The sequence below is a fragment of the Paenibacillus thailandensis genome (assembly GCF_042685365.1).
Taxonomy (GTDB): domain Bacteria; phylum Bacillota; class Bacilli; order Paenibacillales; family Paenibacillaceae; genus Paenibacillus_AP; species Paenibacillus_AP thailandensis.
In genome coordinates this window covers 1-25529 of sequence record NZ_JBHUMY010000007.1, presented here as the reverse complement: position 1 = coordinate 25529, position 25529 = coordinate 1, and the positions used below count along the sequence as shown (strand labels likewise).

The 25529-nt window shown below is 55.7% G+C and carries 16 protein-coding genes; 15 read left to right on the top strand and 1 reads right to left on the bottom strand.

Annotated features, from left to right (window positions below; all coding sequences use genetic code 11):
• The first annotated feature begins 82 nt into the window (after window positions 1–82).
• The 8 genes from ACFSW5_RS07900 to ACFSW5_RS07865 all read left to right on the top strand — a co-directional run bounded on the left by ACFSW5_RS07900 (window position 83) and on the right by ACFSW5_RS07865 (window position 13165).
• Window positions 83–2098: a DUF1565 domain-containing protein gene (locus ACFSW5_RS07900; RefSeq protein ID WP_379271174.1), complete on the top strand. Its 2016-nt coding sequence runs from the start codon at window positions 83–85 to the stop codon at window positions 2096–2098.
• 223 nt (window positions 2099–2321) lie between these two features.
• Entirely contained in the window at window positions 2322–4511 is a 2190-nt protein-coding gene (locus tag ACFSW5_RS07895) for an NAD-dependent epimerase/dehydratase family protein (protein ID WP_379271172.1), read from the top strand.
• Window positions 4504–5397, top strand: coding sequence for a hypothetical protein (locus ACFSW5_RS07890; RefSeq protein WP_379271170.1), 894 nt, complete (start codon window positions 4504–4506; stop codon window positions 5395–5397). The genes ACFSW5_RS07895 and ACFSW5_RS07890 overlap by 8 nt, the downstream gene beginning before the upstream one ends.
• A 1-nt stretch (window position 5398) precedes the next feature.
• Window positions 5399–7222: a DUF2194 domain-containing protein gene (locus ACFSW5_RS07885; protein WP_379271168.1), complete on the top strand. Its 1824-nt coding sequence runs from the start codon at window positions 5399–5401 to the stop codon at window positions 7220–7222.
• A 5-nt stretch (window positions 7223–7227) separates the two neighbouring features.
• On the top strand, window positions 7228–8667 hold the full coding sequence (gene pelF / locus ACFSW5_RS07880) for a GT4 family glycosyltransferase PelF (protein WP_379271166.1): 1440 nt from the start codon (window positions 7228–7230) through the stop codon (window positions 8665–8667).
• Window positions 8643–11753, top strand: coding sequence for an exopolysaccharide Pel transporter PelG (gene pelG, locus ACFSW5_RS07875; protein ID WP_379271164.1), 3111 nt, complete (start codon window positions 8643–8645; stop codon window positions 11751–11753). Before pelF ends, pelG begins: the two co-directional genes overlap by 25 nt.
• 1 nt (window position 11754) lies before the next feature.
• A complete protein-coding gene (locus tag ACFSW5_RS07870; protein WP_379271161.1) occupies window positions 11755–12468 on the top strand; it encodes a polyphosphate polymerase domain-containing protein in 714 nt (237 codons plus the stop codon).
• A 16-nt stretch (window positions 12469–12484) separates the two neighbouring features.
• Window positions 12485–13165 (top strand): DUF4956 domain-containing protein, encoded by a 681-nt coding sequence (locus tag ACFSW5_RS07865; RefSeq protein ID WP_379271159.1) that lies wholly within the window; start codon window positions 12485–12487, stop codon window positions 13163–13165.
• 88 nt (window positions 13166–13253) lie between these two features.
• On the opposite strand, the gene ACFSW5_RS07860 is transcribed toward ACFSW5_RS07865, so the two are convergent.
• Entirely contained in the window at window positions 13254–13982 is a 729-nt protein-coding gene (locus ACFSW5_RS07860) for a hypothetical protein (RefSeq protein ID WP_379271156.1), read from the bottom strand.
• A gap of 228 nt (window positions 13983–14210) precedes the next feature.
• On the opposite strand from ACFSW5_RS07860, the gene ACFSW5_RS07855 reads away from it, so the two are divergent.
• From ACFSW5_RS07855 to ACFSW5_RS07825, 7 genes are all read left to right on the top strand, one after another.
• A complete protein-coding gene (locus tag ACFSW5_RS07855; protein ID WP_379271154.1) occupies window positions 14211–14831 on the top strand; it encodes a hypothetical protein in 621 nt (206 codons plus the stop codon).
• A 789-nt stretch (window positions 14832–15620) separates the two neighbouring features.
• Window positions 15621–17507, top strand: a complete 1887-nt coding sequence (locus tag ACFSW5_RS07850) for a putative bifunctional diguanylate cyclase/phosphodiesterase (protein WP_379271796.1) — start codon at window positions 15621–15623, stop codon at window positions 17505–17507.
• 177 nt (window positions 17508–17684) lie between these two features.
• Window positions 17685–18719 (top strand): LacI family DNA-binding transcriptional regulator, encoded by a 1035-nt coding sequence (locus ACFSW5_RS07845; RefSeq protein ID WP_379271152.1) that lies wholly within the window; start codon window positions 17685–17687, stop codon window positions 18717–18719.
• A 137-nt stretch (window positions 18720–18856) separates the two neighbouring features.
• The gene (locus tag ACFSW5_RS07840) at window positions 18857–21049 is read left to right on the top strand and encodes an alpha-galactosidase (protein ID WP_379271794.1); all 2193 of its coding nucleotides are present in this window, start codon (window positions 18857–18859) and stop codon (window positions 21047–21049) included.
• Between the two features lie 133 nt (window positions 21050–21182).
• On the top strand, window positions 21183–21713 hold the full coding sequence (locus ACFSW5_RS07835) for a type 1 glutamine amidotransferase domain-containing protein (RefSeq protein WP_379271150.1): 531 nt from the start codon (window positions 21183–21185) through the stop codon (window positions 21711–21713).
• Between the two features lie 352 nt (window positions 21714–22065).
• Window positions 22066–23859 (top strand): cache domain-containing sensor histidine kinase, encoded by a 1794-nt coding sequence (locus tag ACFSW5_RS07830; RefSeq protein WP_379271147.1) that lies wholly within the window; start codon window positions 22066–22068, stop codon window positions 23857–23859.
• Window positions 23840–25396, top strand: a complete 1557-nt coding sequence (locus tag ACFSW5_RS07825) for a response regulator transcription factor (protein ID WP_379271145.1) — start codon at window positions 23840–23842, stop codon at window positions 25394–25396. The genes ACFSW5_RS07830 and ACFSW5_RS07825 overlap by 20 nt, the downstream gene beginning before the upstream one ends.
• Window positions 25397–25529 lie beyond the last annotated feature (133 nt).

Below are 25529 nucleotides of genomic sequence, written 5' to 3'. Positions count from 1 at the left end.
ATAGTCAACCGTGACGCTTTTATCGTATAATAGCAACTAATTTTACTTTGGATTATGAATGGCGGGAGAGGAACAAGCGACAATGAAACGTACCGGCTGCATAACGAATACGAGCCCTTTCAACTATACCGCATTTCGTTTTTTTGTCGCCGCTTTGCTTGTGTTGCTGCTCGTTTCGGCGCCGCCGGCAGCGGTCCGGGCGGACGGGGAAAGCGGCGTTTATTATGTAGCGCCCGGCGGCAACGACAACAATCCGGGAACGTTCGAAGCGCCGTGGAGAACGATTCAGAAAGCGGCAAATACGCTTAGGCCCGGAGAGAAGGTTTACGTCCGGGGAGGCGTTTACCGCGAGCTGGTGGACATCAATGTGTCCGGGACGAAAGACGGCGGATCTATTACATTCGAAAATTACGGGACGGAGGTGCCCGTTATCGACGGCTCTTCGTTGAAGCCAACCGGGGCGGAAGCGCTGGTAGAGTTTTCGGGCATAAGCGATGTCGTATTGAAGGGATTCGAGCTTCGCGGCCTGACGACGGACAGCAAATCCGCAACGCCGGCCGGCATTCGCATACATAACGGGGCGGACAACATTCAATTGATCGGCAACAACGTGCATCATATCGAAAACCGCTCCAGTCAAGGGAACGCCCACGGCATTCACGTCTTGGGCGACAAACCGGTTACCGGCCTTGTCATACAAAACAACGAGGTCCACCATTTAATGACCGGCAGCAGCGAGTCGGTCACGTTAAGCGGCGATATCGACGGGTTTGTCGTATCCGGCAATACCGTTCACGACAACAACAATATCGGCATCGTGCTGGCGGGCTTCTACGGCGCTTGCACCGGCGCTTGCACGGACCAGGCCCGCAACGGCATCGTATCGGAAAACACCGTATACGGCATCGATTCGTCGAGTAATCCCGCCTACGGCGAAGGGGTTCATTCGGCGGGCGGCATCTACGCCGACGGGGCGACAGGCATCACGATCGAGCGCAATGACGTTTACGGCAACGACTTCGGCATCGAGCTCGCCAGCGAGAAGAAAGGCAAAGCGACCAGCCGTGTCGTCGTGCGGAACAATTACGTTCACGACAATTTGGGGGCCGGGCTCATTATGGGCGGGGCGGATGCCGAAAGCGGCGGAGCCGCAAACAACGAGATCGTCAACAATACGTTTGTCCATAACGATACGCTTCGGCAAGGCTACCGGGATATTACGCTGCAGTGGAATAACCGGGACAACCGCATCGCCAACAACGTCATTTTCAGCCATTCGAACCTGCCCGGAATCATTAAGGACAATACTAGCGGCTCCGGCAACGCGGTCGACTACAACCTTTATTATAACGATGCCGGAACGGCGGCCGATTATTGGGAATGGAACGGAGCGGCTTATACGAGCTGGGCCGCTTATAAGCAAGGCTCGGGGAACGACGCCCATTCGTTATTCGCCGATCCGCTGTTTACAACGTTTACGGCCAAAGGTCTGAATTTATCGTACCGTTCGCCTGCCGTCGACCGGGGGACGGCATTGCCTGCGGACATTGCCGGCGATACGGATTATGCGGGAGAAGCCCGGCTGCAGGGCAACGGCATCGATATCGGCGCCAAGGAAACCGCTTCGAGCGCGCTTGCCGTAGACGGCAGCGCAGCCGACTGGAAAGGCGTTCCGGTTCTTAATCGCGGCGCTGCAAACGCCAAAGCTTTGCGGGCCTATACGACGGGCGAGACGCTGTACCTGCTGGCGGAAGGGACTAAAATGACCTCCAAAGCCCAGTTTTACTTGAATACGGACAATAACGCCAAAAGCGGCTTTCAGCTTTCGCTTTGGAAACAAACGGGCGCCGATTATTTGGTTGAAAACGGCCGCTTATACCGTTACGAGGGGTCCGGGAGCGATTGGAAATGGGCTTCCGCAGACGCCGCAGTTCTATATGCCGCGACCGAAACCGCTGCGGAAGCATCCATTCCGTTGTCCGCCCTCGGTGGAGCGGGAACGAATATCCGCGTCGGTTACGTATGGAACGATTCCGCGACCGACAAGCTGCCTGCCGGAAATTGGCAGACGCTTTCCGAGGCTTACGTTAACCGCTAATAGATAGCTCGCCCCTATTTCATTCGAGGGCATGGGCTTTAGGCCCATGCCCTTCATCTTTTCCCAAACGATTTTTATCGCCGGTCTTCCAAGGACTAAAGACCTTGTTTAGAATATGTATAGAACGATTTGCTAGACTGTTCTAGTTGTTCTTTTTCACTAATCGACATTAAATTGGATAAATCTCCAATTTCTCTTAAAGCTCGGGAAGGAAGTGCGTAGGTTGAAAGTACTAGTGACCGGAGGCTACGGATTTATCGGATCGCATGTGGCGGAACGGTTTTACAAGGAAGGCTACGACGTCTTCATTATCGATAACTTGTCTACGGGAAACCGAAGCAACGTCGACTTTAAGCATAAGGGTTACATTTTATCCGCGGAAGACGACAAATGCGAGGAAGTGTTCCGGTCCAACCGGTTCGACGCGGTTGTTCACCTTGCGGCGCAGGTCGACGTCGCCGAATCGATGCGGAATCCCCAGACCGATTCGGAATCCAATATTATAGGCCTTGTCAATATGCTCACGCTGGCTCAGAAATACAAAGCCCGGAAATTTATTTTCGCCTCCTCGGCGGCTGTGTACGGCGCCAACGACCGGACGCCGCTCGGGGAGACGGAGCCGGGAGATCCGCTATCGCCTTACGGGATCAGCAAGCTTGCCGGCGAGTCGTATTGCTTCAAATGGAGAGAGCTTTACGGCCTGGACACGCTTGTTTTTCGTTTTTCGAACGTTTACGGTCCCCGGCAGGGCGTCAAAGGAGAGGGCGGCGTCGTTTCGGTCTTTATGGACAAGCTGTTGGCCGGCGAGAAGCTGTATATTAACGGGGACGGCAAACAGACGCGCGACTTTATATTCGTACAGGATGTCGCGGACGCGATATACCGGGCTTCCTATTCGTCGTTGTCGGGCGTATACAACTTGTCCGCCAACACCGAGCATTCGATTCTCGAGCTGATTGCCATGCTGGAGAGCATTCACGCCCGCCCGGTCGAGGTCGAGCATCGGGAAGAACGGGAAGGAGATATCCGGCATTCGTCTTTGAACAACGCCAAAGTATGCCGCGATTTGGACTGGGCTCCGTTATATACGCTCCGCGAAGGACTTGCCAAAACGTACGTTTGGTTTCAAGCGAACAAAGGAGGCCAAGAGGAAGGGCGAAATTCCGTTCGCCTGAGCAAACGGCTTTCCGCGCTAAGGCCGCCGTTAAAGAAGGCTCTTCCTTTTATCGAAAACGGTCTTGCATTCGCCGCTATGGCGTGGGTGACGTTCATGGATTGGAACGAGCTGTATTCGTTTATGGACCTGAACATCATTTACATATTCGTGATGGGGATTCTTTACGGCAGCCGGCAATCGGTCGTGGCGGCGGGCCTTTCGATTCTGTTAATGGTGGCGGAGCAGCTGGAAGAAGGAAGAGAATTGATTTCTCTTTTTTATACGACCGAGTTTTTTTTCCGAATGGCGGCGTATTTGTTCATCGGGCTCGTTATCGGATATGCGATTGACCGGAAAAACAACATTTTGCGCGAGCAGCGCCGTAAAAACGACGAGCTGGCCGAGCGCTACCGCTTCTTGAACGAGGTATACGCCGACGTCCGGAGCGTGAAAGACGATCTGCAGCGTCGCATTATGACCAGCGAGGAAAGCATCGGCAAAATTTATTCCATTACGAAAAGCCTGGAAAGCTTGGAGCCGGAGCAAATCTTGTCCGCTACGGTGAACGTCGTCTCCTCGACGATGGACGCCGGCCAAGTGTCGATTTATTCGGCGAACAAAGAGGGCACTTATCTTCGGCTTATCGCCGGTACGGAAGGATCGGACTCGATGCCGAAATCGATCAAGGTGGCGGATTCTGCTTTCCTGAGCCAAGTGATGCGGGACGGACGTATTTTCCGCAATAAAACGCTGCAAGAGGACGCGCCTCTGATGGCGGCTCCCATCCGCAGCGGCGGCGCAACGGTAGCCGTCATTGCGATTGACGGCATGCCGTTCCACAAATTTACCATGTATCAGGAAAATCTGTTCCGAGTCGTCGCCGAGCTCGTTACGTCTTCGTTTACCCGCGCCATGTCTTACATAAGCGCGATGGAGGAGAAGCGCTACGTAGAAGGCACCGCCTTGCTGCGGCCAGAAGCCTTTAACGCCATCATCGAAGCGAAGCGGGCATCGTGGAATCAGCACGGGATTCCTTACTTATTGATGAGAGGAACGGGGCAAGGACCGGCCGCCGAATTTGCGGACAAAGCCGCCAAGCTGCTGCGCGAAACGGATTATATCGGCCTGAACGAGCAAGGACGGGTGCTGCTCCTGCTCTCGAATACGTCGCAAAGAGATGCGGGCCAAGTCGTGGAGCGGTTTCATAAAAACGGGCTGGCGATCTCGCTTGCGGAAGAGGAAGCGGCTTATGCTTGAGTTGGCTTTTGTCGCATACTGCCTTGTTTCCGTTATTGCCGTTGTGCTTCTTTATCCCCGCTCGCCCAAGGAATGGCTGGTCCGCGGCAGCGTCGTCATCGCGCTTCCGGTTATAGGCTGGCTGACGCCATTGTTTTGGCCAGGCCGCTTATACCGGACCCGGGATAAGGACAAGCCGGACCGCGACGTCTTTGCCGACAGGGAGTTTGACGTACAGTTTACGACCGTGCATGCGAAGATGGAGATCGAGAAAGAGCTGGATGTCATCCCGGTCGAGGAAGCGCTTGTGCTTGGCGATATTGCGGACCGGCGCAAAGTCATGCTCGATTTGCTGAAGCTCGACGCGATGAAGCATCTCGACGTGCTGCAGAAGGGCGTCGGCAACGAAGACAGCGAGACGTCCCATTATGCGGTCAGCGCCATCGTAGAGGTGAAGCGGAATCTTACGCTTTCGCTGCAGGAGCTGTCCGTCCGCTACGAGGCGGACAGAAACGATTTGGAGGTGCTGCGCGCTTACGCGGAAGTGATCGACGGCTATACGCGCAGCGGATTTTTGGACGGACAATCGTTAAAAAATTACAAAACGACCTATCTAGGTTTGCTTGCGCGGGAAATCGAATTGGATCCGGCCGCTGAACAGGCTTACCGGCGGAAGGCCGCGGCCGAAATCGAGCTTGGGCGCTACCGGGACGCCGAAGAGACGGCGTCGTTATACAAGGAGCGTTATCCGGACAAGGAAGAGCCTTATTTGCTTCTGATCGAGGTTTATTATTATATGCGGTCGTACGGGAAAATCCAAGCCGTGCTCGACGGCTTGAAAAACTCTCCGGTCCGTCTTTCCCATCGCGGATTAACGCAGGTTCGACTATGGGCGGAAGGTGCATGAAATGAACAAAGAAGTGAGATACAAGCGCAACGTTTACTTTATTATTGCGGGCGTCATGGCGCTGGCGATCATCGTGCAGCTGTCGCGGTCGGAATTCGTTCTGGAGTTTAGCCGAAACACGCATTTGTCCGAAGAAAGAACGGCGGCGGGCGCGGAGCCTGCCGCTTGGGGCGCGGACGACCCGCTGTACTGCGTCGCGTACGCGTCCGACGAGCCGGAATCGGATAAAATTCGCGCCAACGCCGTTAAAACGCTTGATTATATGAAAAAACAAACCGCCGAATTCGACGTGACGGCGGACAGCTTCGAGCCGGAAAGCTGCGACGTCACGATCGTCGCGTTTCAGCATCTCGACAAGTTCGCGGGACTGGACCGGCTGCTTGAGCATGTGGAGCAGGGGGCTTACGCGATGTTCGCCGGCAGGCTGGAGCAGGACCGGTCCTTTTACCGGATTTACCGCAAGCTTGGCATTGTGAACGCCGGCAGTCCCTTCAACGCGAAAGGAATCAAGCTCGTCCGGAACGTGCTCTTTAAGGGAGAGGGTACGAGCTATAACGACGACTTCATGGTGAATTTCGCGAACAGCGTCGAAATCGACGGCAGCTCGGAGCTGCTGGCGGAAAGCGGGGAAGGCATCCCGCTTATGTGGAAGCGGGAATACGGGCAAGGCGCGTTTATGCTGTTCAACGGGACGATGCTGCAGGAAAAAATTAACCGCGGAATGCTTGCCGGCGGGCTTAGCCTGCTGGAGCCCGATTTCATATATCCGATCTTTAACGTGAAGCAGATGTATATCGACGACTTCCCTTCTCCGGTTGCCAAAGGCATAAACGACAACATCTATGCGGATTACGGGATGGACATCGCCCGCTTCTACCGCGAAATATGGTGGCCCGATATGCTGAAGGCGGCGAAGCGGACGAATACCAAATTTACCGCCGTTTTGATCCAATCGTATAACGACAGGACCGAGCCGCCTTTTCAATCGCCCGTTGACGAAGACAAATACAATTTGATTTCCTACGGCCGCGAGGTTATTAAAAGCGGGGGAGAGCTGGGCATCCACGGCTACAATCACCAGTCGCTCCAGCTAAGCCAGGAGGTAGCGGATTATTACGGCTACAAGCCTTGGCCGGACAGCGGCGCCATGGCCAGTTCCATCGAGGAAGTGCTGGCGTACGCGGGCAAGACGTTTCCGGAATACAAGATGCTCTCGTACGTCCCGCCGTCCAACATGATGGACGAAGCGGGCCGCGAAGCGCTGAAGCAGGCATGGCCCGATTTAATGGTCATCGCTTCCTTATACGAAGAGGACGCGACGAACAAGTCGTACGTTCAGGAATTCGAAGTGGCGGACGACGGCATTATCGAGATGCCGCGGATCACGTCCGGATATATGGATACCGAATTCGAGCTTTGGGCCGAGTCCAATACGTTAACTTCGCTGGGCGTGTTTTCCCATTTCGTCCATCCGGACGATATTTTGGACGATTTGCGGAGGAAGGACAAGAGCTGGAAGCAGCTGTATGAAGGGTTCGAGCATAAGCTCTCCCGGCTGCATGACGGCTACCCGTGGCTGCGGCCGATGACGGCGACGGAAGGCGCGATCGACATGGAGAAGACGCTTGCCGCCCAAGTGACATGGACGCGGAAACCGGACGCGCTTCTCGGCAATATCTCAAGCTTCGGCTCGGATATGTATTTTATATTCCGGACCGACCGCCCGATCGGCAGGCTGAAGCATTGCAAGGTGACGGAAGTCGATACGGGCGTTTATTTGGTCCGCGCGACGGAAAGCGCGTTTGAAATCGGATTGGGCGGGTGAGAAGGATGAAAATCATGATAATCGCCGAAGGCTCTTACCCTTACGTGACCGGCGGGGTATCGAGCTGGATACACGGCTTGATCCGGCAAATGCCCGAGCATGAATTCGTCATATTCGCCATCGGAGCAAAAAGCGCCGACAGAGGAAAATTCAAATACGAATTGCCCGGCAACGTGACCGAAGTGAAGGAAGTGTTTCTGGACGCCTACTTGGACGAGGAAAGCGTCTGGGGACGGAGATACCGGCTGAACGGCGGCCAGCGCCGCGACATCCGCGCGCTGCTGGGCGGCGAGGGGCATATCGATTGGGGCCGCATATTCGACTTGGTCCGCTCGGACAAGTTTCGGGACGCCGGCGAGTTTCTGGGCAGCAAGGATTATTTCGACATTGTTCAGGAGCTGTGCCGCGACAAATACGCCATGGTGCCGTTTACCGAGATGTTCTGGACAGTGCGTTCGATGGTGCTGCCGCTGCTCTTGACGTTAAAGCACGACATTCCGAAGGCCGACGTCTATCACTCCGTTTCCACCGGTTATGCGGGCGTTGTGGGGGCGCTTGCCAAGCACGTGCACGGCAGTCCGCTCGTACTGACGGAGCACGGCATTTACTCCCGGGAACGGGAAGAAGAAATCATTAAGGCGGATTGGGTCAAAGGCTATTTCAAAGACTTGTGGATCGAATATTTTTATAGGCTGTCGTCCTGCATTTACGACCATGCCGATAAAGTCGTCACCTTGTTCAACCGCAACAAGGAGATTCAAATCGAACTGGGCTGCGACCCTTCCAAAATAACGGTCGTGCCGAACGGCGTGCACGCCCAAGAATACGAAGGCTTGCCCGAGCGGCCGGAGGACGGCAAATTTTTGATCGGAGCGATCGTCCGCATCGTGCCGATTAAAGACATCAAGACGATGCTGCGAAGCTTTGCGCTTGTCAAGGAGCGGCTTCCCGAGGCCGAGCTGTACGTGATGGGGCCGGTTGAAGAAGACGAGGAGTACTACGGGGAGTGCTTGCAGCTTGTAGAGGCGATGGGCATTGAAGGCGTTACGTTTACCGGTCGGGTGAACGTGAAGGAATACGCGGGCCGAATGGACCTGCTTCTGCTGACCAGCATCAGCGAAGGCCAGCCTTTGGCCGTGCTGGAGGGGATGGCATGCGGCAAGCCGTTTGTCACGACGAATGTAGGCTCCTGCCGGGAGCTGCTGAACGGCGCGGACGACGGTATCGGGCCGTCGGGGCTTGTCGCCCCGGTCATGGATGTCGAAATGATCGCCAAGCACGTATTGAAGCTTGCCGCCTCGCCGGAGCTTCGGCAGGAGATGGGACGCAATGCGCTTGCCCGGGTTAAGCGTTTCTACAAGCAAAGCGACGTCATCGCATCGTACCGTTCGTTGTACGGCGCGCTGAAGGAGGGGAAAAGATGGCCGGAATCGGCTTTGAATTAAGAAAGATGTTCCGTGAACACGGGCTGATCAACAACGTGAGGGCATACGCTTATTCGTCCATGACGACGGTCGGGCCCATGATTTTGTGCATGGTTCTCATTGCGGCGATGCAGCGGATCATGACGCATTTCGAAAGCTCTTATCTGGAGTGGCAGCTATTTATCTCCACCGTCACTTACGGCTTCGTTTTTTCCATTATCATCTCGAGCGGACTGTCGATGGTTCTGACAAGGTACATATCGGACATGATTTTCGAGAAAAAATATCCGCAAATTATATCCTCCTATTACGGAGGTTTGGCGGTCGGCTTGCCGTTCAGCGGGCTGGCGGCGGCCCTTTTTTTGTCCGGGGTGGAGGCGGGGCTCGGCTATAAGGCTGCGGCTTATGTCTTTTTTATGGCGTTGTTCGCGATTTGGATACAAGCGGTTTATTTGACCGCGCTTAAAGATTACGCACGGATCGTCCGCAGTTTTCTGATCGGGGTCGTCATCGCGCTTGCAAGCGGCTGGCTGCTGCTCGGTTACGCCGGCTGGGACCCGGTCACGTCGGCTTTGGTTGCCGCGGACGCCGGCTTTCTCGCGATCATGCTGCTGAATGGGGTTCATTTTGAGCATATTTTTCCGGCTCGTTCGAGCGAGGATTATTTTTCGTTTTTTTCCTATGCGCGCAAATACCCGTCCTTGTTTTTTATGGGCACTTTTCTTTATTCCGGCGTGTACATTCATAATTTGGTTTATTGGACGGGACCGGACAAGCATGTCGTCGCCGGCGCTTATTACAGCGCTCCGTTTTTCGACATGCCGGTTTTTTACGCTTACATGTCGGTCGTTCCGACGCTGGTGACGTTTGTCGTAACCGTGGAAACGTCTTTTTTCGAGAAGCTTCGGCTTTATTACCGGAATGTGCTCGAGGGCGGGACATACAGGGACGTCGAACGGGCCAAACGGAATATGCAGGATACGCTGGTGCGCCAAATCAGTCTCGTTCTGGAAATTCAACTGCTGTTTACCGTCTTGTCCATCGCGGCCGGCATGATGCTGCTGCCCGCGGTCGGCTTTACGATGGCGCAGCTCGACGTATTCATGCTGCTGGCGCTCGGTTATTTTTTGTTTATCGCCATGTTTGTCGTGCTTCATCTGCTGCTTTATTTCGACGACCGCAAAGGGGTGCTCTGGATCAGTTTGACGTTCGTTGCATTAAACGCCGCGCTTACTTATTGGACGATGTACTCCGGGGACGACGGCCTTGGCATGCTGCTCGCTTCGTTTGCAGGCTTGTGCGCCGCGCTGGCCCGCTTGCTTCATATGCTGCGGAACATCGACTACTACACCTTCTGCGCGCAGCCGCTTCGCGCCGCGAACACGAACGCCGGAAGGTCCGGCAGACGGGGAAGGAAGCTTGCCGCCGCGGCGCTTTTGCTTGTAACGGCGCTCGCCACGGCGGCATGCTCGGCGGAAGCCGATACGCAAGACGCGTCCGGGCAGAGCGGAACACCGGGCGAGACCGCCCAGTCGATCGTCGCGTCGACCACGGGCATTGCCGAAGATAAACGCATATACGCCCAAGACGAGGACGGCTCGGTCAAAACGCTGTACGTGACCGTTCTTCCGGAGAACGATGCGGAATCCGGGCTGGACTGGTACGGCTTGAACCGGATTACGGACCGGTACAGCGAAGACAGCATGAACATCATTATGCAGGAGGGCGCCGCCGACGGAAGCGGCCCGAAAGCCGGCGATTTCGGCTACGCCCAGACCGAACCGAACGCCAAAATCAGCCTGCGGGGCAACACGGCCCGCTACGCTTCCCAAAAATCGTACCAGATCAAGCTCGACGACGAAGCCGGCCCTTGGCTCGGCCAAACGACCATCAATTTAAACAAGCATTCGGCGGATCCGTCCCGGCTTCGCAACAAGCTGGCTTTTGATTTGTTTGAGCAAATCGCCGATTTTACAAGCTTGCGGACGCAATTCGTCCATTTATACGTCAAGGATCTTTCGGACGGGAAGGGGCAGGCCGCATTCGAGGATTACGGCTTGTATACGCAAATCGAACAGCCGAACAAAACGTTCCTGAAATCGCATTGGCTCGATCCGTACGGCGAGTTGTACAAAGTCGCGTTTTTTGAGTTTTACCGCTATCCGGAGCAAATTAAACTGCAATCCGATCCGGCATACGATAAGGCTGCGTTCGAAACGATACTCGAAATCAAAGGGCGCGAGGATCACGAGAAGCTGATCGCGATGCTCGAAGACGTCAACGACACGACGATTCCGATCGACGACGTGATGGCGAAGCATTTTGACTTGGACAATTTCCTGACTTGGACCGCGGTCAACATTTTAACGGACAACATGGACACGGACGCCAACAACTATTACTTGTATTCGCCGTTAAACTCCGATAAATGGTATTTCCTTCCTTGGGATTATGACGGAGCTTTCGGACTGCAGCGAAGCGAAAACAGCATCCGCTCCTATCAAAGCGGAATCAGCAATTATTGGGGAAGCGTGCTGCACAACCGTTATTTCCGGACGCAGGAGCATGTCGACCAGCTGAAGGCCAAGCTGGAGGAGCTGTCCCGCTACATTAACCGGGATACGATCGCCAAGCAGCTCGAGCGGTATGCGCCGATCGTCGATCCGCTCAGGGCTAAAGCGCCCGATTTGAACTATTTGCCGATGAAGCTGGAGGATGTGCCGGACGATATCGAGATGATCCTGAATACGCCGGAGCAAGGCATGAAGCTGTTCCTTGAAGATTTGGAGAAGCCGAAGCCGTTTTATATGGACGAGGTCGTTCAGAACGGCAATCAGCTTCAGTTCGCTTGGGACGTATCGTTTGATCTGCAGGGCGACGACCTGGTATACGATTGGGCGGTTGCGTCCGACCCGGCTTTTACGAACGTGATCCAAAGCAAGAACGGCCTTAAGGAAACGGGCGTCTCGATCTCCAGCTTGAAGCCGGGCACTTATTATTGGAAGGTGGTTGCCCGCGACAGCGAGGGACATACGCAAACCTCGTTCGACATGTACGAGGACGACGACGGGCCGTATTACGGCATCCTGCAGTTCGAGGTGAACTGACATGATGACATTCCAAGGCAAAAAACTGCGGCATGAATTGAAATATTACGTGCACGCGCATGAGTACGTCCGAATGCGTGGGGAGGCGTCCAGGCTGATGCGCCTGGACGATCATTCGGTTGGAGACGCCGGCTACGGCATCCGCAGCCTGTATTTCGACGGCGTTCACGACCATGCGCTGCACGACAAGGCAAACGGCATCTTCAAGCGCGACAAATACCGCATTCGCGTCTATAACGGCAGCAAAGACAGAATTATGCTGGAGAGGAAAAGCAAGTTCGGGGATATGGTGTGCAAGGAAGGGGCGCTTCTTGCGTTTCAAGAATACGAATCGATTATCCGAGGGGATTACTTATGTCTGGCCGATAAAAAGGATCCGCTTCTGAAAGATTTTTATTACGTGCTTGCCCACCGGGCATACCGTCCCGCCGTCATCGTCGATTACGTCCGCGAAGCCTACATATTCGAGGAAGGAAACGTTCGCTTAACCTTCGACAAGAGGCTGTCGGCGGCCGTCAATTCGTACGATCTGTTCGACAAGGCGCTTATATTAAACGAAGCGCTTCAGGGGCCGGTCACTATAATGGAGCTGAAATACGATTCGTTCCTGCCCGCCCCCGTCCGGCCGCTGATCCAGCCCGGCCGCCATGTCCGTTCGGCGATCTCCAAATATTTGATCTGCCGGACGAAGCTGTTGTCCTATCATAAAGAGTAGCACTGGAGGATAAGTTGTGGGCGATATACTCAATTTTCAAGATATTATCAAAAAAAGCATCGTCAATTTGGAAGCTTTCCGCACGGTATCCTATATCGACGTGGTGTACGGGCTGGGAGCGTCGTTTCTCATCGGCATGTTTATTTATTGGATTTACCGGAAGACGTACCGCGGCGTCGTCTACAGCTACAACTACAACGTTTCGTTCGTGCTGATGACGATGATCACGGCTCTGATCATTATGACGATCAGCACGAATATCGTGCTGTCGCTCGGCATGGTCGGCGCGCTCAGCATCGTCCGCTTCCGGTCGGCGGTCAAGGACCCGCTCGATATCGTTTATATGTTTTGGGCCGTTTCGGCGGGCATCGCGTCCGGCGCAAAGCTGTATCCGATCGCCATTCTCGGCTCGGCTCTTATCGGCTTGACACTCGTCTTTCTGTCCCGCAAAAAACTGAAGGAGCAGCCGTTCCTGCTGATCATCCGCCACGACGAGCGGGCGCAGCAAGGCGTGAAGGAGAAGCTGCGCCGAATGGATTACCGTCTGAAGTCCAAGACGGTACGGAACGAATTCACCGAGCTGACCGTCGAAATCAGGCTTCGGGACGACAATACCGCATTCGTGAACGAATTAAACGATTTGGAAGGCGTGCAAGACGTCGCCCTTGTCAATTATACGGGCGATTACGCGCAATAGCCCTTAAAGCAGCAAACCGTCCGCGTAAGCCGCGGGCGGTTTGCTGTTTTTCGGGTGTTTTTTTCGCATTATCCGATAACCGGAATCGCTATTGCTTGCCCGCGTCGTGAATGACGCCCGTCAGGTACCAAGTGTCGCCGGAATGCTCCAACACAAGGACAAGGCTGCTCCACGCCGAGCCTTCCGAGTAATAGTAGTCGAAGAAGGAGGCGTCCGGGAACAGTTCGGCGATATTCGACTTGTCCTTATTGGGGCCGAGCAGCTCGTTTTTGCCGATTTGCTCGACGGTTGCGTAATCGCGGTCGTAGATATATTGCTTGTAATAGTCGGCGAACGTAAGCTTGACCGCTTTGCCCGCGGAATCCGTCCCCCAGGCCCGGGCTTCACCGTCCGACAAGGAAGGAAGCTTGCCAGCTTGGAAGGTTGCCGCCTTATCCTTGTCGATCGACGCGCTCGGATAAAACAGCACCCCCTTCTTCGGATGCACGTATCCCGCAAATTGCTTCATGTCTTGTTGCCTTAAAGCAAACAAAATATTGACCGCTGCGTCGGAAGCGGAAATGCCCGCGATCGCTCCTTTCTCGCCGGTGCCGGCCGGAGGAGCGGTTTGCTCCGCTCCTTCCGTTGGAGCGGGAGAGGCGGTCGCTTCCGGATTGCCGGTTTCTTCTTGGGCGGCTCCGTTCGTTGCGGCCGGAGATCCGGCGGGGCTGCCCGCGTCCTGGCCGCCGGTCCCGTTGCCGCCGCATGCCGGCAGCAACGAGGCGGCGATCGCAAGTATCGCTATCGTTTTGACGGTTCGGCCGTGTAATCCGCGCATCTATCGAACACCTCTTTTTTCATATGTTGGACTCCTGCTTAATATGCGCAACTTGACGGGAAACCAATCGGTTCGGACCGTCCTGGCGGGAGACGCCGTTTCCAATTAACGAAGTTGCGAACCCGATGTCTATTCCGGCAGGGCGATGGGTAAAATAATCCAGGACAGGGCATGTCTGCCCTCTAAATCAACCCTAAACAACGGTGGAATGGAAAGGTGTGGCAAAGTATGAACAAAAGATGGTTGACGACAGCATGCTTGACGGCAGCGCTGCTCACTTCCGTTGCGGTTCCCGGGACGCTTGTCCAAGCTTCGGCATTTCCCGAGGAACGCCAGCACGTTCCCGGCGACGACAGGGCCGAGCATGGCGGCCATAGAGCGTTAACGCGTGAGGAATTTGAAGCGCATAAGCTTCAAAGGCTTCGCGAGACGGCGCAGTATTTCGGCATCAAAACCGACGGCAAATCCGCGGAGCAGCTCAAAAAAGAGGTGGCTGCCGTCCGCGAAAAGGACAAAGCGAAGTGGGAGGCGTATGTAGCGGAGCATAAGGCGAAGAGGCTGGAAACGCTGCGCCGGATCGCCTCGATGCACGGGATTGCTACCGAAGGCAAAACGGCGGAGCAATTGCGCCAAGAGCTGCGCACATTGCATAAAAAGGAAGCCGAAAGCAAAGGAAAACAGGCTCAGAGCATGGTGGAGCCGACTCCCGCTCCGACTCCGACCCCGGCGCCTACGGCAACTCCGGCACCGATGCCGAGCCCAACGGCGGCTCCGAACGAGAAACCGGCCCCAAAGCCGTCCGAGAAGCCAAGCCCTACGCCAAACACAAAATATAAAAGCAAGTCCTAATCGGCTTGCAGCAAATCCGCCCGCTTTCCAACTGAAAGCGGGCGGATTTTGTTTACCGTATCGTTTCCGGCCGGCAAGACAAGCTGTTCGCAAATTGAGGATTGAATCCCTTTCATTTTGTCAAGTATACTAAGTCCATATCATATTTTGGCAAAAAACGTCGAATTTTATAAAGCTGCAGGATGAGGGGCTGATCGGAAGTTGAGCGGGATAAGGTACACCATAGCGCAGAAATTAGTCTCTACTCTTGCAATCTTAATTACGCTTTCGTTCCTGGGGCTCGTCTCGCTTCACTTGGTCAAGCAATATGAGATGAGTCTGGAGCAAGGCGAGTTGATTGCCGAAACGGAAGCGATGTCGTTTCTGAACCGTCTCGGAAATATAACGAATCGGATTGAAGCGGACTTCCGCACATCGGGAGCGGTGCTGCTAAGCATAGCGCGCCAGGAGGAAGCGGAAGGGAGAGATGAGGAAGCCGCCGGTGTTCTGGACAAGCTGCTTGAAGATCACAACGAATTGCTTCAAGTTTATACGGCATGGGAGCCGGGAGCGTTCGGGCAAGGACAGGACCGGTTTCGATTAACGGCGGGACGGGAAGCGGAAGGCGGCCGGTCGACGGCATCCGTTCGTTTGCCCGAAGCGGCCGAGAACGGATTTGCGCGGCTTAAACGACAGCCCGGCGGCAAGCTTGTTTTGTCCGAGCCCCATTACGAAACGATCCGCGGTGAATCCGTTCCGCTTCTTTCGTTTGCATTGCCCGTTCGGGACGAAAGCGGGCGTTATGCCGGGATGATCGGCGGCGATTTGCGGCTTGCGGACGTGCAAACGATGATCGAGAAGCTGCGGCCTATGAACGGTTACGCGGCGATTGTGACCGAAGAGGGTTTCTATGCGGCGAACGGTATGGACCGGAAACGGCTTGCGATGCCTGTCCATGCGGATGCCGAAGCGGCCAACCCATACATGGGGGAGGCAGAGCGTCAAGATGGCAGCGGACAAGCGGCTCCTGCCGTCCGTTATGTCGATGGCGAAGGGAAAGAGGGGCGGCTGCTGCAGCTAACCTATCCGCTTCCGATTGCCCAAGGCACGTGGAGGCTCGAGATATTCGTTCCGGCAAGCGAGATGCTCGCCGGCTTCTACGACAGCGTCAAGCAGACGGTCGTCTTGGCGATCGTCGCGCTTGGCGCTTTGATCGCGCTTATGGTCTATCTCATTAAAAAGGTCGTCGTCGACAACATTATGCAGGTCGTTCAGGTTTCGTCCGCGCTTGCGAAAGGCGGCATCGGCCACAAGCTCGATATCCGCACGAAGGACGAATTCGGTTTGATGGCCATCCACTTTAACCGGATGATCGATTACCGCAAAGAAGCGGAGGAGCTTGTGCGCCATCAGGCTACGCATGATTTGCTCACGGGCCTGCCGAACCGGTACGGCTATAACCGGTACGTCGAGAGCGCCGGCTCCGCCGCAAACAAGACGGGACAAACGGCGTTGCTTTTCATCGATTTGGACCGGTTCAAGCACGTAAACGATAAGCTGGACTTCACGACGGGAGACATGCTGCTCAAGCATATCGCGAAGCGGATTGCCGATACGATCGGGGATAACGGCAAAGTATTCCGATTTGCAAGCGACGAGTTTATCGTTCTGCTTGAAAATGTCGGCCATCTGCACCAAGCGGGGCGGATGGCGGAGGATTTGCTGCTGGAAATCGCGAAGCCGGTCGTGCTGCAGGAGCGGGTTTTTTACGTTACGGCAAGCATCGGGATGAGCCTGGAAGCGGAATTAAATGCCGAGACCGGAGACCGGCTTCTCAAGGAAGCCGATCTGGCGCTGTTTACGGCGAAGAAACAACGCAATACGTGCCGGCTTTATACGCCTTCCATGAACGAGCTGCCCCAGAAGGAGGTTATGCTGGAATCCGGGTTGTACCCCGCTCTGGAGAGCAACCAATTTATGCTTTATTACCAGCCGAAGGTCGACCTGGAAAGCGGCCGAATTTACGCGGCGGAGGCGCTTCTCCGCTGGAAGCATCCGGAGTTCGGGATGGTGCCGCCGATGGAGTTTATCCCGATTGCGGAGAAGACGGGCTTTATTATCCCGCTTGGGGAATGGGTGCTCCGCGAGGCTTGCCGGCAAGTGAAGCGTTGGGAGAAGCAAGGCCTTCCGCAGCTTTCGGTCAGCGTCAATATGTCGATGATCCAGTTTCAGCAAAAAAATATTGTACATACGATTCAAAGCATCATTTCGGAAGAGGGGGTTCGTCCGCAGCAGATCGAGCTTGAGCTGACGGAAAGCATTTTTATGGACAATCCCGATCATACGCTCCGCATCTTGCACGAGCTGAAGCGGCTCGGGCTTGCGCTGTCGCTGGACGATTTCGGAACGGGCTACTCTTCTCTCAGCTATTTGCAAAGCGTGCCGATCCACTATTTGAAGCTGGATAAATCGTTTATTCACGATATCGTTTCCGATTACCGGAAGCAGATGATCTTCAAATCGTTAGTGGTCATCGCTCACAATTTGGACTTGAAGGTCGTTACCGAAGGCGTGGAGACGGCGGAAGAGCTTGACATTATAAAAGGCCATCAGTGCGATTCCGTACAGGGCTATTTGTACAGTCCTCCTCTGCCTCCCGACCGGTTCGCCGAGCTTTACCGCAAACATAGCGCATAATGTAACCAAGCGATCCCCGCCATTTAAGGCGGGGATTTTTTTTGTTCCGGAACGTGATGAAGGGCAGCCTACACGCTGCGAAGAGCTTTCCGATTGGAAGTTCGATGATGGGTTTACTTCGCATATTGTCTTTTGCTACAATACGAATAGATTGTTTAGTAAAAATATTAACTAAATGTGGTGATCGTTATTGCGACCATAAAAGATATCGCAAAGCTTGCCGGCGTTTCCCCGGCGACCGTCTCCCGCGTTCTGAACAACGACGCCGGGCTTGCGGTCAGCGAGGAGACGAGGGAACGCATATTCGCGGCTGCGGAACAGCTTCAGTACAAGCTTCCGAAGTTGAAGCGAATGAAGCGGGCGGGCGACATGGCGAGACGGCAAATCGGCTTGCTGCTGATGGCTTCGCCGGATTTGGAGCGGCTGGATCCGTATTTTATGTCGGTACGCCAAGGAATCGAGGCGGAATGCTCGGAGCTTGGGCTTTCGATTGCGGCAGCGGTCCGGTTGGGACAAGCGGAGAAGCAACCGTTAAACCATCTCGACGGCGTGATTGTCGTTGGCAGCGTATCCGAAGCGGAAATCGGCTCCGTTTACGGGAATTTGCAGCGGGCCGTCCTGGTTGATCACGCTTGTCCGATAGGCGGCTGCGATACGGTCAACTTGAATTTCAAGCTGGCCGTTCGTATCGCGCTTGATCATCTGATCCGGCTGGGACATACCCGAATCGGTTATATCGGAGGCGAAGAGGCGCTCGATGCGTCGGGCAATTGGCAAGCCGGCACGCGTCCGGCGGAATTTCGCGATTACATGGCCGGGAAGGGCTTGTATGCGCCGGAGCTGGTGAAGCTCGGCGAGTGGAACCCGGACGGCGGCTACGAGCTGATGCGGCAGCTGCTGCAGGAGGATAACCGGCCTACGGCATGCTTCGTCGGCAGCGATCCGATGGCGATCGGCGGCTTGCGCGCGCTGCACGATAGCGGAATGGCCGTTCCGGACGAAATGGCCGTCGTCGGCTTTGACGATATCGAGCTGGCCGCGTACGCGCATCCGCCTTTGACGACGATACGCGTATACGCCGAACAGCTCGGAAGGTCCGCGGCCAGACTGATGGCCGAGCGGCTGGACGGGCGCGAGGCGGCGAAGCATGTTACGCTCGACCCGACGCTGGTCGTGAGGGAAAGCTGCGGCGCTGCGAATTTGAAGCAATAGCTTCCGAAGCGGGCTTTTTGTTCCAAGCCCATTACTGGGCTATTATTCACAAAAACCTAAGCGAATGCTTCCGAAGCGAAGTTTTATTGCGAAGTATGATCGAGTTGTTTAGCTCCATAAAACTTTTTAGGAGGGCCATCATGATCCATTATAACGAGAGCAACCGCGTATTCCATTTGCAATCGAGCGACACCAGCTACGTCTTCCAAATTGTCGGCGCAGGCTACCCTGCCCATCTATATTGGGGCCGCAAAATCCGCGGCAACCGGCTGGAGCGCCTGCTGAACCTTCGCCAGCGTGCTTCCTTCTCGCCGACGACGGACAAATCCCGCCCGGAGCTGTCTTTGGACACGCTGCCGCATGAATACCCGGGGTACGGCAGCTCCGATTTTCGTTCGCCCGCGTACGAAGCGGCTCTTGCCGACGGCACGACGGTAGCCGAGCTATTGTACCATTCGCATGCGATTGTGCCGGGCAAGCCGGCCTTGCAAGGACTGCCCTCCGTCTATGTCGAGAACGAAGACGAGGCCCAAACGCTCGAGCTTACGCTCAAAGACGCCCATTCGGGCTTGACCGTCGTTCTGTCGTACACCGTGTTCGAGAAGCACAACGCCATTACCCGCTCCGCCCGCATCGTCAACGGCGGCTCCTCGCCGCTTAGGCTGAACCGTGCGCTCAGCATGAGCCTCGATATGGTTCACGACCGCTACAGCATGCTGCAGCTGTCCGGCGCATGGGCGCGCGAACGTTACGTTCATACCCGCAAGCTGGTTCCCGGCATGCAATCGGTGGAAAGCCGCCGCGGCTCCAGCAGCCATATGCAAAATCCGTTTATCGCTTTGCTGGCCGAAGGCGCAACCGAAGACAACGGGGACGTATACGGCGTCAATCTCGTGTACAGCGGTAGCTTCACGGCCGGCGTAGAGGTCGATCAATTTCATTCCTCGCGCGTCTTTATCGGGATTAACCCGTTCGACTTCAGCTGGCTGCTGGAGCCGGGCGAATCTTTCCAGACGCCGGAGGCGGTGCTTGTCCATTCGTCCGAAGGACTTGGCGGCATGTCCCGCACGTACCATGACTTGTACCGGACCCGCTTGACACGGGGCGTATACCGCGACCGCGTCCGTCCGATTCTGATCAACAACTGGGAAGCGACCTACTTCAACTTCAACGCGGAAAAAATCGAAGCGATCGCCGCGGCCGGCAAAGAGCTTGGGCTTGAGCTGTTCGTGCTGGACGACGGCTGGTTCGGCAAGCGCAACGACGATACGACGTCGCTCGGCGACTGGAAGGTTGACCTGAACAAGCTGCCGGAAGGCTTAAACGATCTGGCAACCCGCGTCAACAAGCTGGGCATGCAGTTCGGCCTCTGGTTCGAGCCGGAGATGGTGTCGGAGGACAGCGAGCTGTACCGCGCCCATCCGGATTGGTGCCTCCATGTGCCGGACCGCCGCCGCACCGTTGCCCGCAATCAGCTCATTCTGGACCTGTCGCGGGCAGACGTTCAGGATTATATCGTCGAAGCGGTCGGCTCCGTATTGCGGAGCGCTCCGATCTCGTACGTGAAGTGGGACATGAACCGGAACATGTCCGAGATCGGTTCGGCCTTGCTGCCGCCGGAGCGCCAGCGGGAAACGGCCCATCGCTATATGCTCGGCTTGTACAGCGTCATGGAACGCATCACTTCGGCGTTCCCGAACGTATTGTTCGAAAGCTGCTCGGGCGGCGGCGGCCGGTTCGATCCGGGCATGCTGTACTACATGCCGCAAACGTGGACGAGCGACAACACCGACGCCATCTCCCGGCTGCAAATCCAATACGGAACGAGCATCGTTTACCCGGTCAGCAGCATGGGCTCCCACGTATCGGCCGTGCCGAACCACCAGGTGCACCGGATTACGCCGCTTGAGACGCGGGGCAACGTCGCCTTGTCCGGCAACTTCGGCTACGAGCTCGACCTGACGAAGTTTAGCGGGGACGAGAAAGAAATCGTGAAGCGGCAAGTGGCGTTGTACAAGGAAATTCGGCATTTGGTGCAGTTCGGCGATTTTTACCGGCTGCGCAGCCCGTTTGAAGGGAACGATACCGCCTGGATGTTCGTTTCCAAAGATCGCGGCGAAGCGTTCGTCATGTATGCGAGAGTTCTGCAGGAAGCGAACGAGCCGCTCGACCGCTTCCGCTTGAAGGGGCTTGATCCGAAGCGGGATTACCGGCTGGAGCAGGACGGAAGCTTGTACGGAGGCGACGAGCTGATGTACGCCGGGCTTCCGGTGCCGGAGCTGCACGGCGATTTCCAAAGCGCCGTCTATCGATTCCGCGCCGTGGAATAACGGCGCCATTCCGGCATACCGGGCATGGGCGGCTCACCGCCAACGTTTGTTTAGCGGCCGATCCGGGCAATCTATTCCTGGGGAGGAAAGCGCCCCCGGCCGGCGGAAATCGCACCATGAAAGGAGCCCTGTCATGCAAAATACGAAAAAAGTCGCTTTCCTGCTGGAAAACGAATTCGAAGATTCCGAAATGAGAAATCCGTACGAAGAAATGGTGAAGGACGGTCACGATCCCGTTATTATCAGCTTGAGCAAGGAACAGGAATTAACGGGCAAGCAAGGAACGGTATCGTACAAGTCGCATCTTGCGGCGAAGGATGCGAATCCAAGCGATTACGCCGCGATCATTATCCCGGGCGGCAATTCGCCGTCGCGGCTCATGAACGACCCGGATGTCCAATCGTTCGTGCAAAAAGCCGACCAAGCCGGCATCACGATCTCGGCCATCTGCCATGGCCCGCAAGTATTGGCGGCCGCAGGCGTGCTGAAAGGCCGGACCGTCACGGGCTACGCGGGCATTGCCGAACAAATCCGCCAAGCCGGCGGAACGTTCGTCGACCAGGAGGTAGCGGTCGACCGCAATCTGATCACGTCGCGCACGCCGGACGACGAACCGGCCTTTATCGCCGAGACGGTCAAACGGCTGGGCGTCAACGCGTGGTAGGCTGAAGCTTTGCGATAGCCGTACTGCAACGTCATAAGCGTATCCGATATCCCGCCAGGGAGGTCGGGTACGCTTTTTTTTCTCCGCCTCTGTATATGAGAAGTCGTCGCTAGTAATTATGGCGATAACGATCAATAAAATGATTGCCGGAATCAGATTTGGAAGCCTAATCAATCATGATTATGTTAAAATCAATAAAATGAAAGCGCATTCTATATTTAAAAGGTTGACGGGGGTGTTTTCATTCTCAATAATGATGTCAGCAATACTAACGCGAAAACGGGTGCGAGTATGAAAAAACGTCATTGATGTCATGTATTCGTCGAGATTATCGAAAAAGAGGTCGGGTTTTATGGAAAATTGGCTGGGCCGCTCGTTAAAAAACAAGTTAAGCGTCATGATTATTCTCGCCGTCCTTGTGCCGCTTGTTTCGCTTGGACTTTTCTCGTATACGATCGCCGAAAGGCTATCCGAGGAGAAAGCGAAAATGACCGGAATGAACACGCTGCGCCAGCTGGAGGCTTATATGGGCAGCGTCATTAACGACGTGGAGAACATGTCGCTCTTTTTGATCGGCAGCAACGAGGTGCAGCAATATTTGAAGTCTCCCCGATTCGATTATTTGAAGCAAAGCTCGCTGATCAGCTTTTTGACGAACCTCGCTTTCTCCAAAGCTTACATATCCAGCATTCTCATTACGCCTATCGCCGCAGAAGGAACGCCCGTATCGAACAAAACGCTGATCAGCTCCGAATTCGCCGATATAACCGCCGAGATTCCCGATTATTACGAGAAACATCCGAAATGGTGGTCGTCCGTTTATTCGGAGATGACATCCGACGGGCTGCATAACGTATTTACGTTGTCCCGGCCTATCCGGAGCACGACTAACCGTTACAAGCCGATCGGGCATCTCAATATCAACCTGAATCAGCAGGTCATCAGCGATCATTTGAAGCAGGCCGGGCTTGAAGGCGGCGGTTATGTCGTCCTTCTCGACGACGAAGGCCGGATCATGGCCGGTCCGGACGGCATGGACACCGAGCATAGCTTGGCCGACTATTTGCCCGGCCTTCCTTCGCTCGACGGCGATTCCGGCTCCATGAATTACGGAACGGAGGACGCCAAGCGGACGATATTGTACCGGACGATCTCGGGCGTCGACTGGAAGCTTGTCGGCGTCATTCCGTTCCAAACGTACGGGGCGCAGAACCGGTATTTTTTGACGCTCACCGCGGCTGCCGTAAGCTTGGCGATCGTGTTCGTCATCGCTTTTGTCGTCTTCCTTATTATTAAAGTGACGAAACCGTTAACCGTGTTGACCAAACAGTTGAAAAACGCCAACCCCGAGGAGCCGCTGCCCGCGATGCCGGTCAACTCCATTGACGAGGTAGGACAGCTGATTATCGGCTATAACCGCCTCAGCTCCAAAATCGTGATGCTGACGGACGAGGTGAAGCGCAACGAATCGATGAAAAAGGAAGCGGATATGGTCGCCCTGCAGGCGCAAATCAATCCGCATTTTTTGTACAACACGCTTTCGTCGATCCATTGGATGGCGCTGATGAACAAGGACGAACGAATAGCCCGGATGGTCGGCTCGCTTAGCGACTTTCTTAGGTTCAGCCTGAACGGCGGGCGGGAATACTGCAAGGTGCAGCAGGAAATCGACCATGCGCGCCATTATGTCAACATTCAATCCATCCGTTATCCGGAACGGTTTCGGCTGGAATGGGACATCGAAGAAAGCTTGCTGCCGCATACGATGCTGAAGCTCTTGCTGCAGCCGCTGATCGAAAACGCGATGCTTCACGGCATTCTGAAGCGCGACGGGTTAGGAACGATCCGAATCACGGGACGGCAGGCGGGGGATACGATTCGCTTTGCCGTCGAGGACGACGGCGTCGGCATGGAGGCCGGGCGGCTGGAGGAGCTGCGGACGCGAATGCAGACGGCGGATTTCGCGGACAACGAGCGGAGCGGCAAGGGCAGCTACGGGCTGCGGAACGTAAACGGCAGGCTTATCCTTCATTACGGAAGCGAAGCGAAGCTGGCGATCGAAAGCAAGCCGGGCCAAGGGACGAAAGTATCGTTTGCGGTGCGGTGCATGAAGGAGGAGGATCACGATGAAGCTTATGATCGTTGACGACGAGGTCATTATCCGGACAGGCCTCAGCACGGTGATCGACTGGGCGGCGAACGGCTTTGAGCTGCTTGCTCCGGCGGCCTCCGCCGAGGAAGCGCTTCTGCGCATCCCGCTGGAGCGGCCGGATATCGTATTAACGGACATTCGCATGACGGGCAAAAGCGGGCTCGAGATGGCCCATGAGGTGAAGCGGGCTTATCCCGATACCGAAATCGTCGTTTTATCCGGTTATGACGAATTTACGTATGCCCAGCAAGCGATGCGTGACGGCGTAAGCGATTATTTGCTCAAAACGAGCCGCCCCGACGAAATCGCGGCGGCCGCCGTCCGCGCATCCGAGCGCCTGCGGCATCGGAGGCGGGAGCGGGAGCAGGGAATGGAGGAGCGGCAGGCGCTAAGAAGCAAACGGCTGGCGCAGCTGCTGCTTGCCGAGCGGCCGCCGCAGCCTTCGGCGGTCGAGGAAGCGTTGCAGCGGTATCCGGTTTTGCAGGCCGGGCCTGACAACGCGGGCTTTAATGCGGCGCTTGTTGCCGTGTTCGGCAAGGAGGACGGGCAGCAGGACCCCCTCCTGTACGAAGCGTTCGGCAGCATGCTGCGGCAGTTACTCGGCGCCGAGACCGTAATGGCCGGCGGACTGCTCGCCGTTGTCGCCGGCTGCGGGCCGGCGGGCGGCGCGTCCTTCGCAGAGCGGATGCGCGGGGCGCTCCGCAAAGCGGGCGAAGCGCTCGAATGCGGCTGGTTTGCCGCTTACGGCAGCCCGGAAACCGATGCTGGCCGGTTGTCCAGCTGTTATCAAACGGCGAAAGCCGCTTTTGAATACCGATGGCTGTTTGAAGATACGGGTATCGTCGGCTTCGAGGAGGTTCGTCGCCGGAGAGGCGTCCGTGCCGTATGCACCGAAGAGGAGGAACGCGTATTGACGTCCATTCTGATCAGCTGCAGCCGTCCGGATTTGAACGCATGGACCGGTAAGACGCTGGCCGGACTGCGCAAGGACCCGGACGCCACGCCGGGCTCCGTCCGCTCTTATCTCCATTCGCTGGTCATCTCCGGGCACCGGTGGCTGGTCCGCGCGGCGGAAGCGGTCGGCTATTCCGGGACGCTCCCCGATCTGGAACGGCTTAAAGATCAAGACTTGGCCGACAAGCCAGCCGAAGCGCTGCTGGGCTATTTCGAAGCGTTGATGGACAAGTATGCGGAAATCGTCTCCGGCAGCCATCAATCGGTGAAGCGGGCCATGGCTTATATTCGGGAGCATCTGGACGAAAGCTTGTCGCTTCAACAGGTGGCGCGCCACGTCCATATGAACCCGAACTACTTCAGCGAGCTGTTCAAGCGGGAGAGCGGCCTGAATTATATCGAATTCGTAACGGAGGAGAGGCTGAAGCGGGCGATGGGGCTGCTTGCCGAGACGCCCGCCAAAGTGAGCGAAATCGCCGGCCGAATCGGTTACGCAGACTTAAAACATTTCAACAAGCTGTTCAAAAAATATACGGGGTTAACGCCTTCCGAATACCGCGGCAAGAGACGAAAATAACCCCCCTTTCCTCTGAACGATGTCCCCTGTGGGTGCGCCGCCCCCGATTTTATACTTGAAAACAAGCTTTGATGCTAGACTTAATAGTAGACACAGATTAAACTGATGAAATGACTAACATCGGAGGACTGTG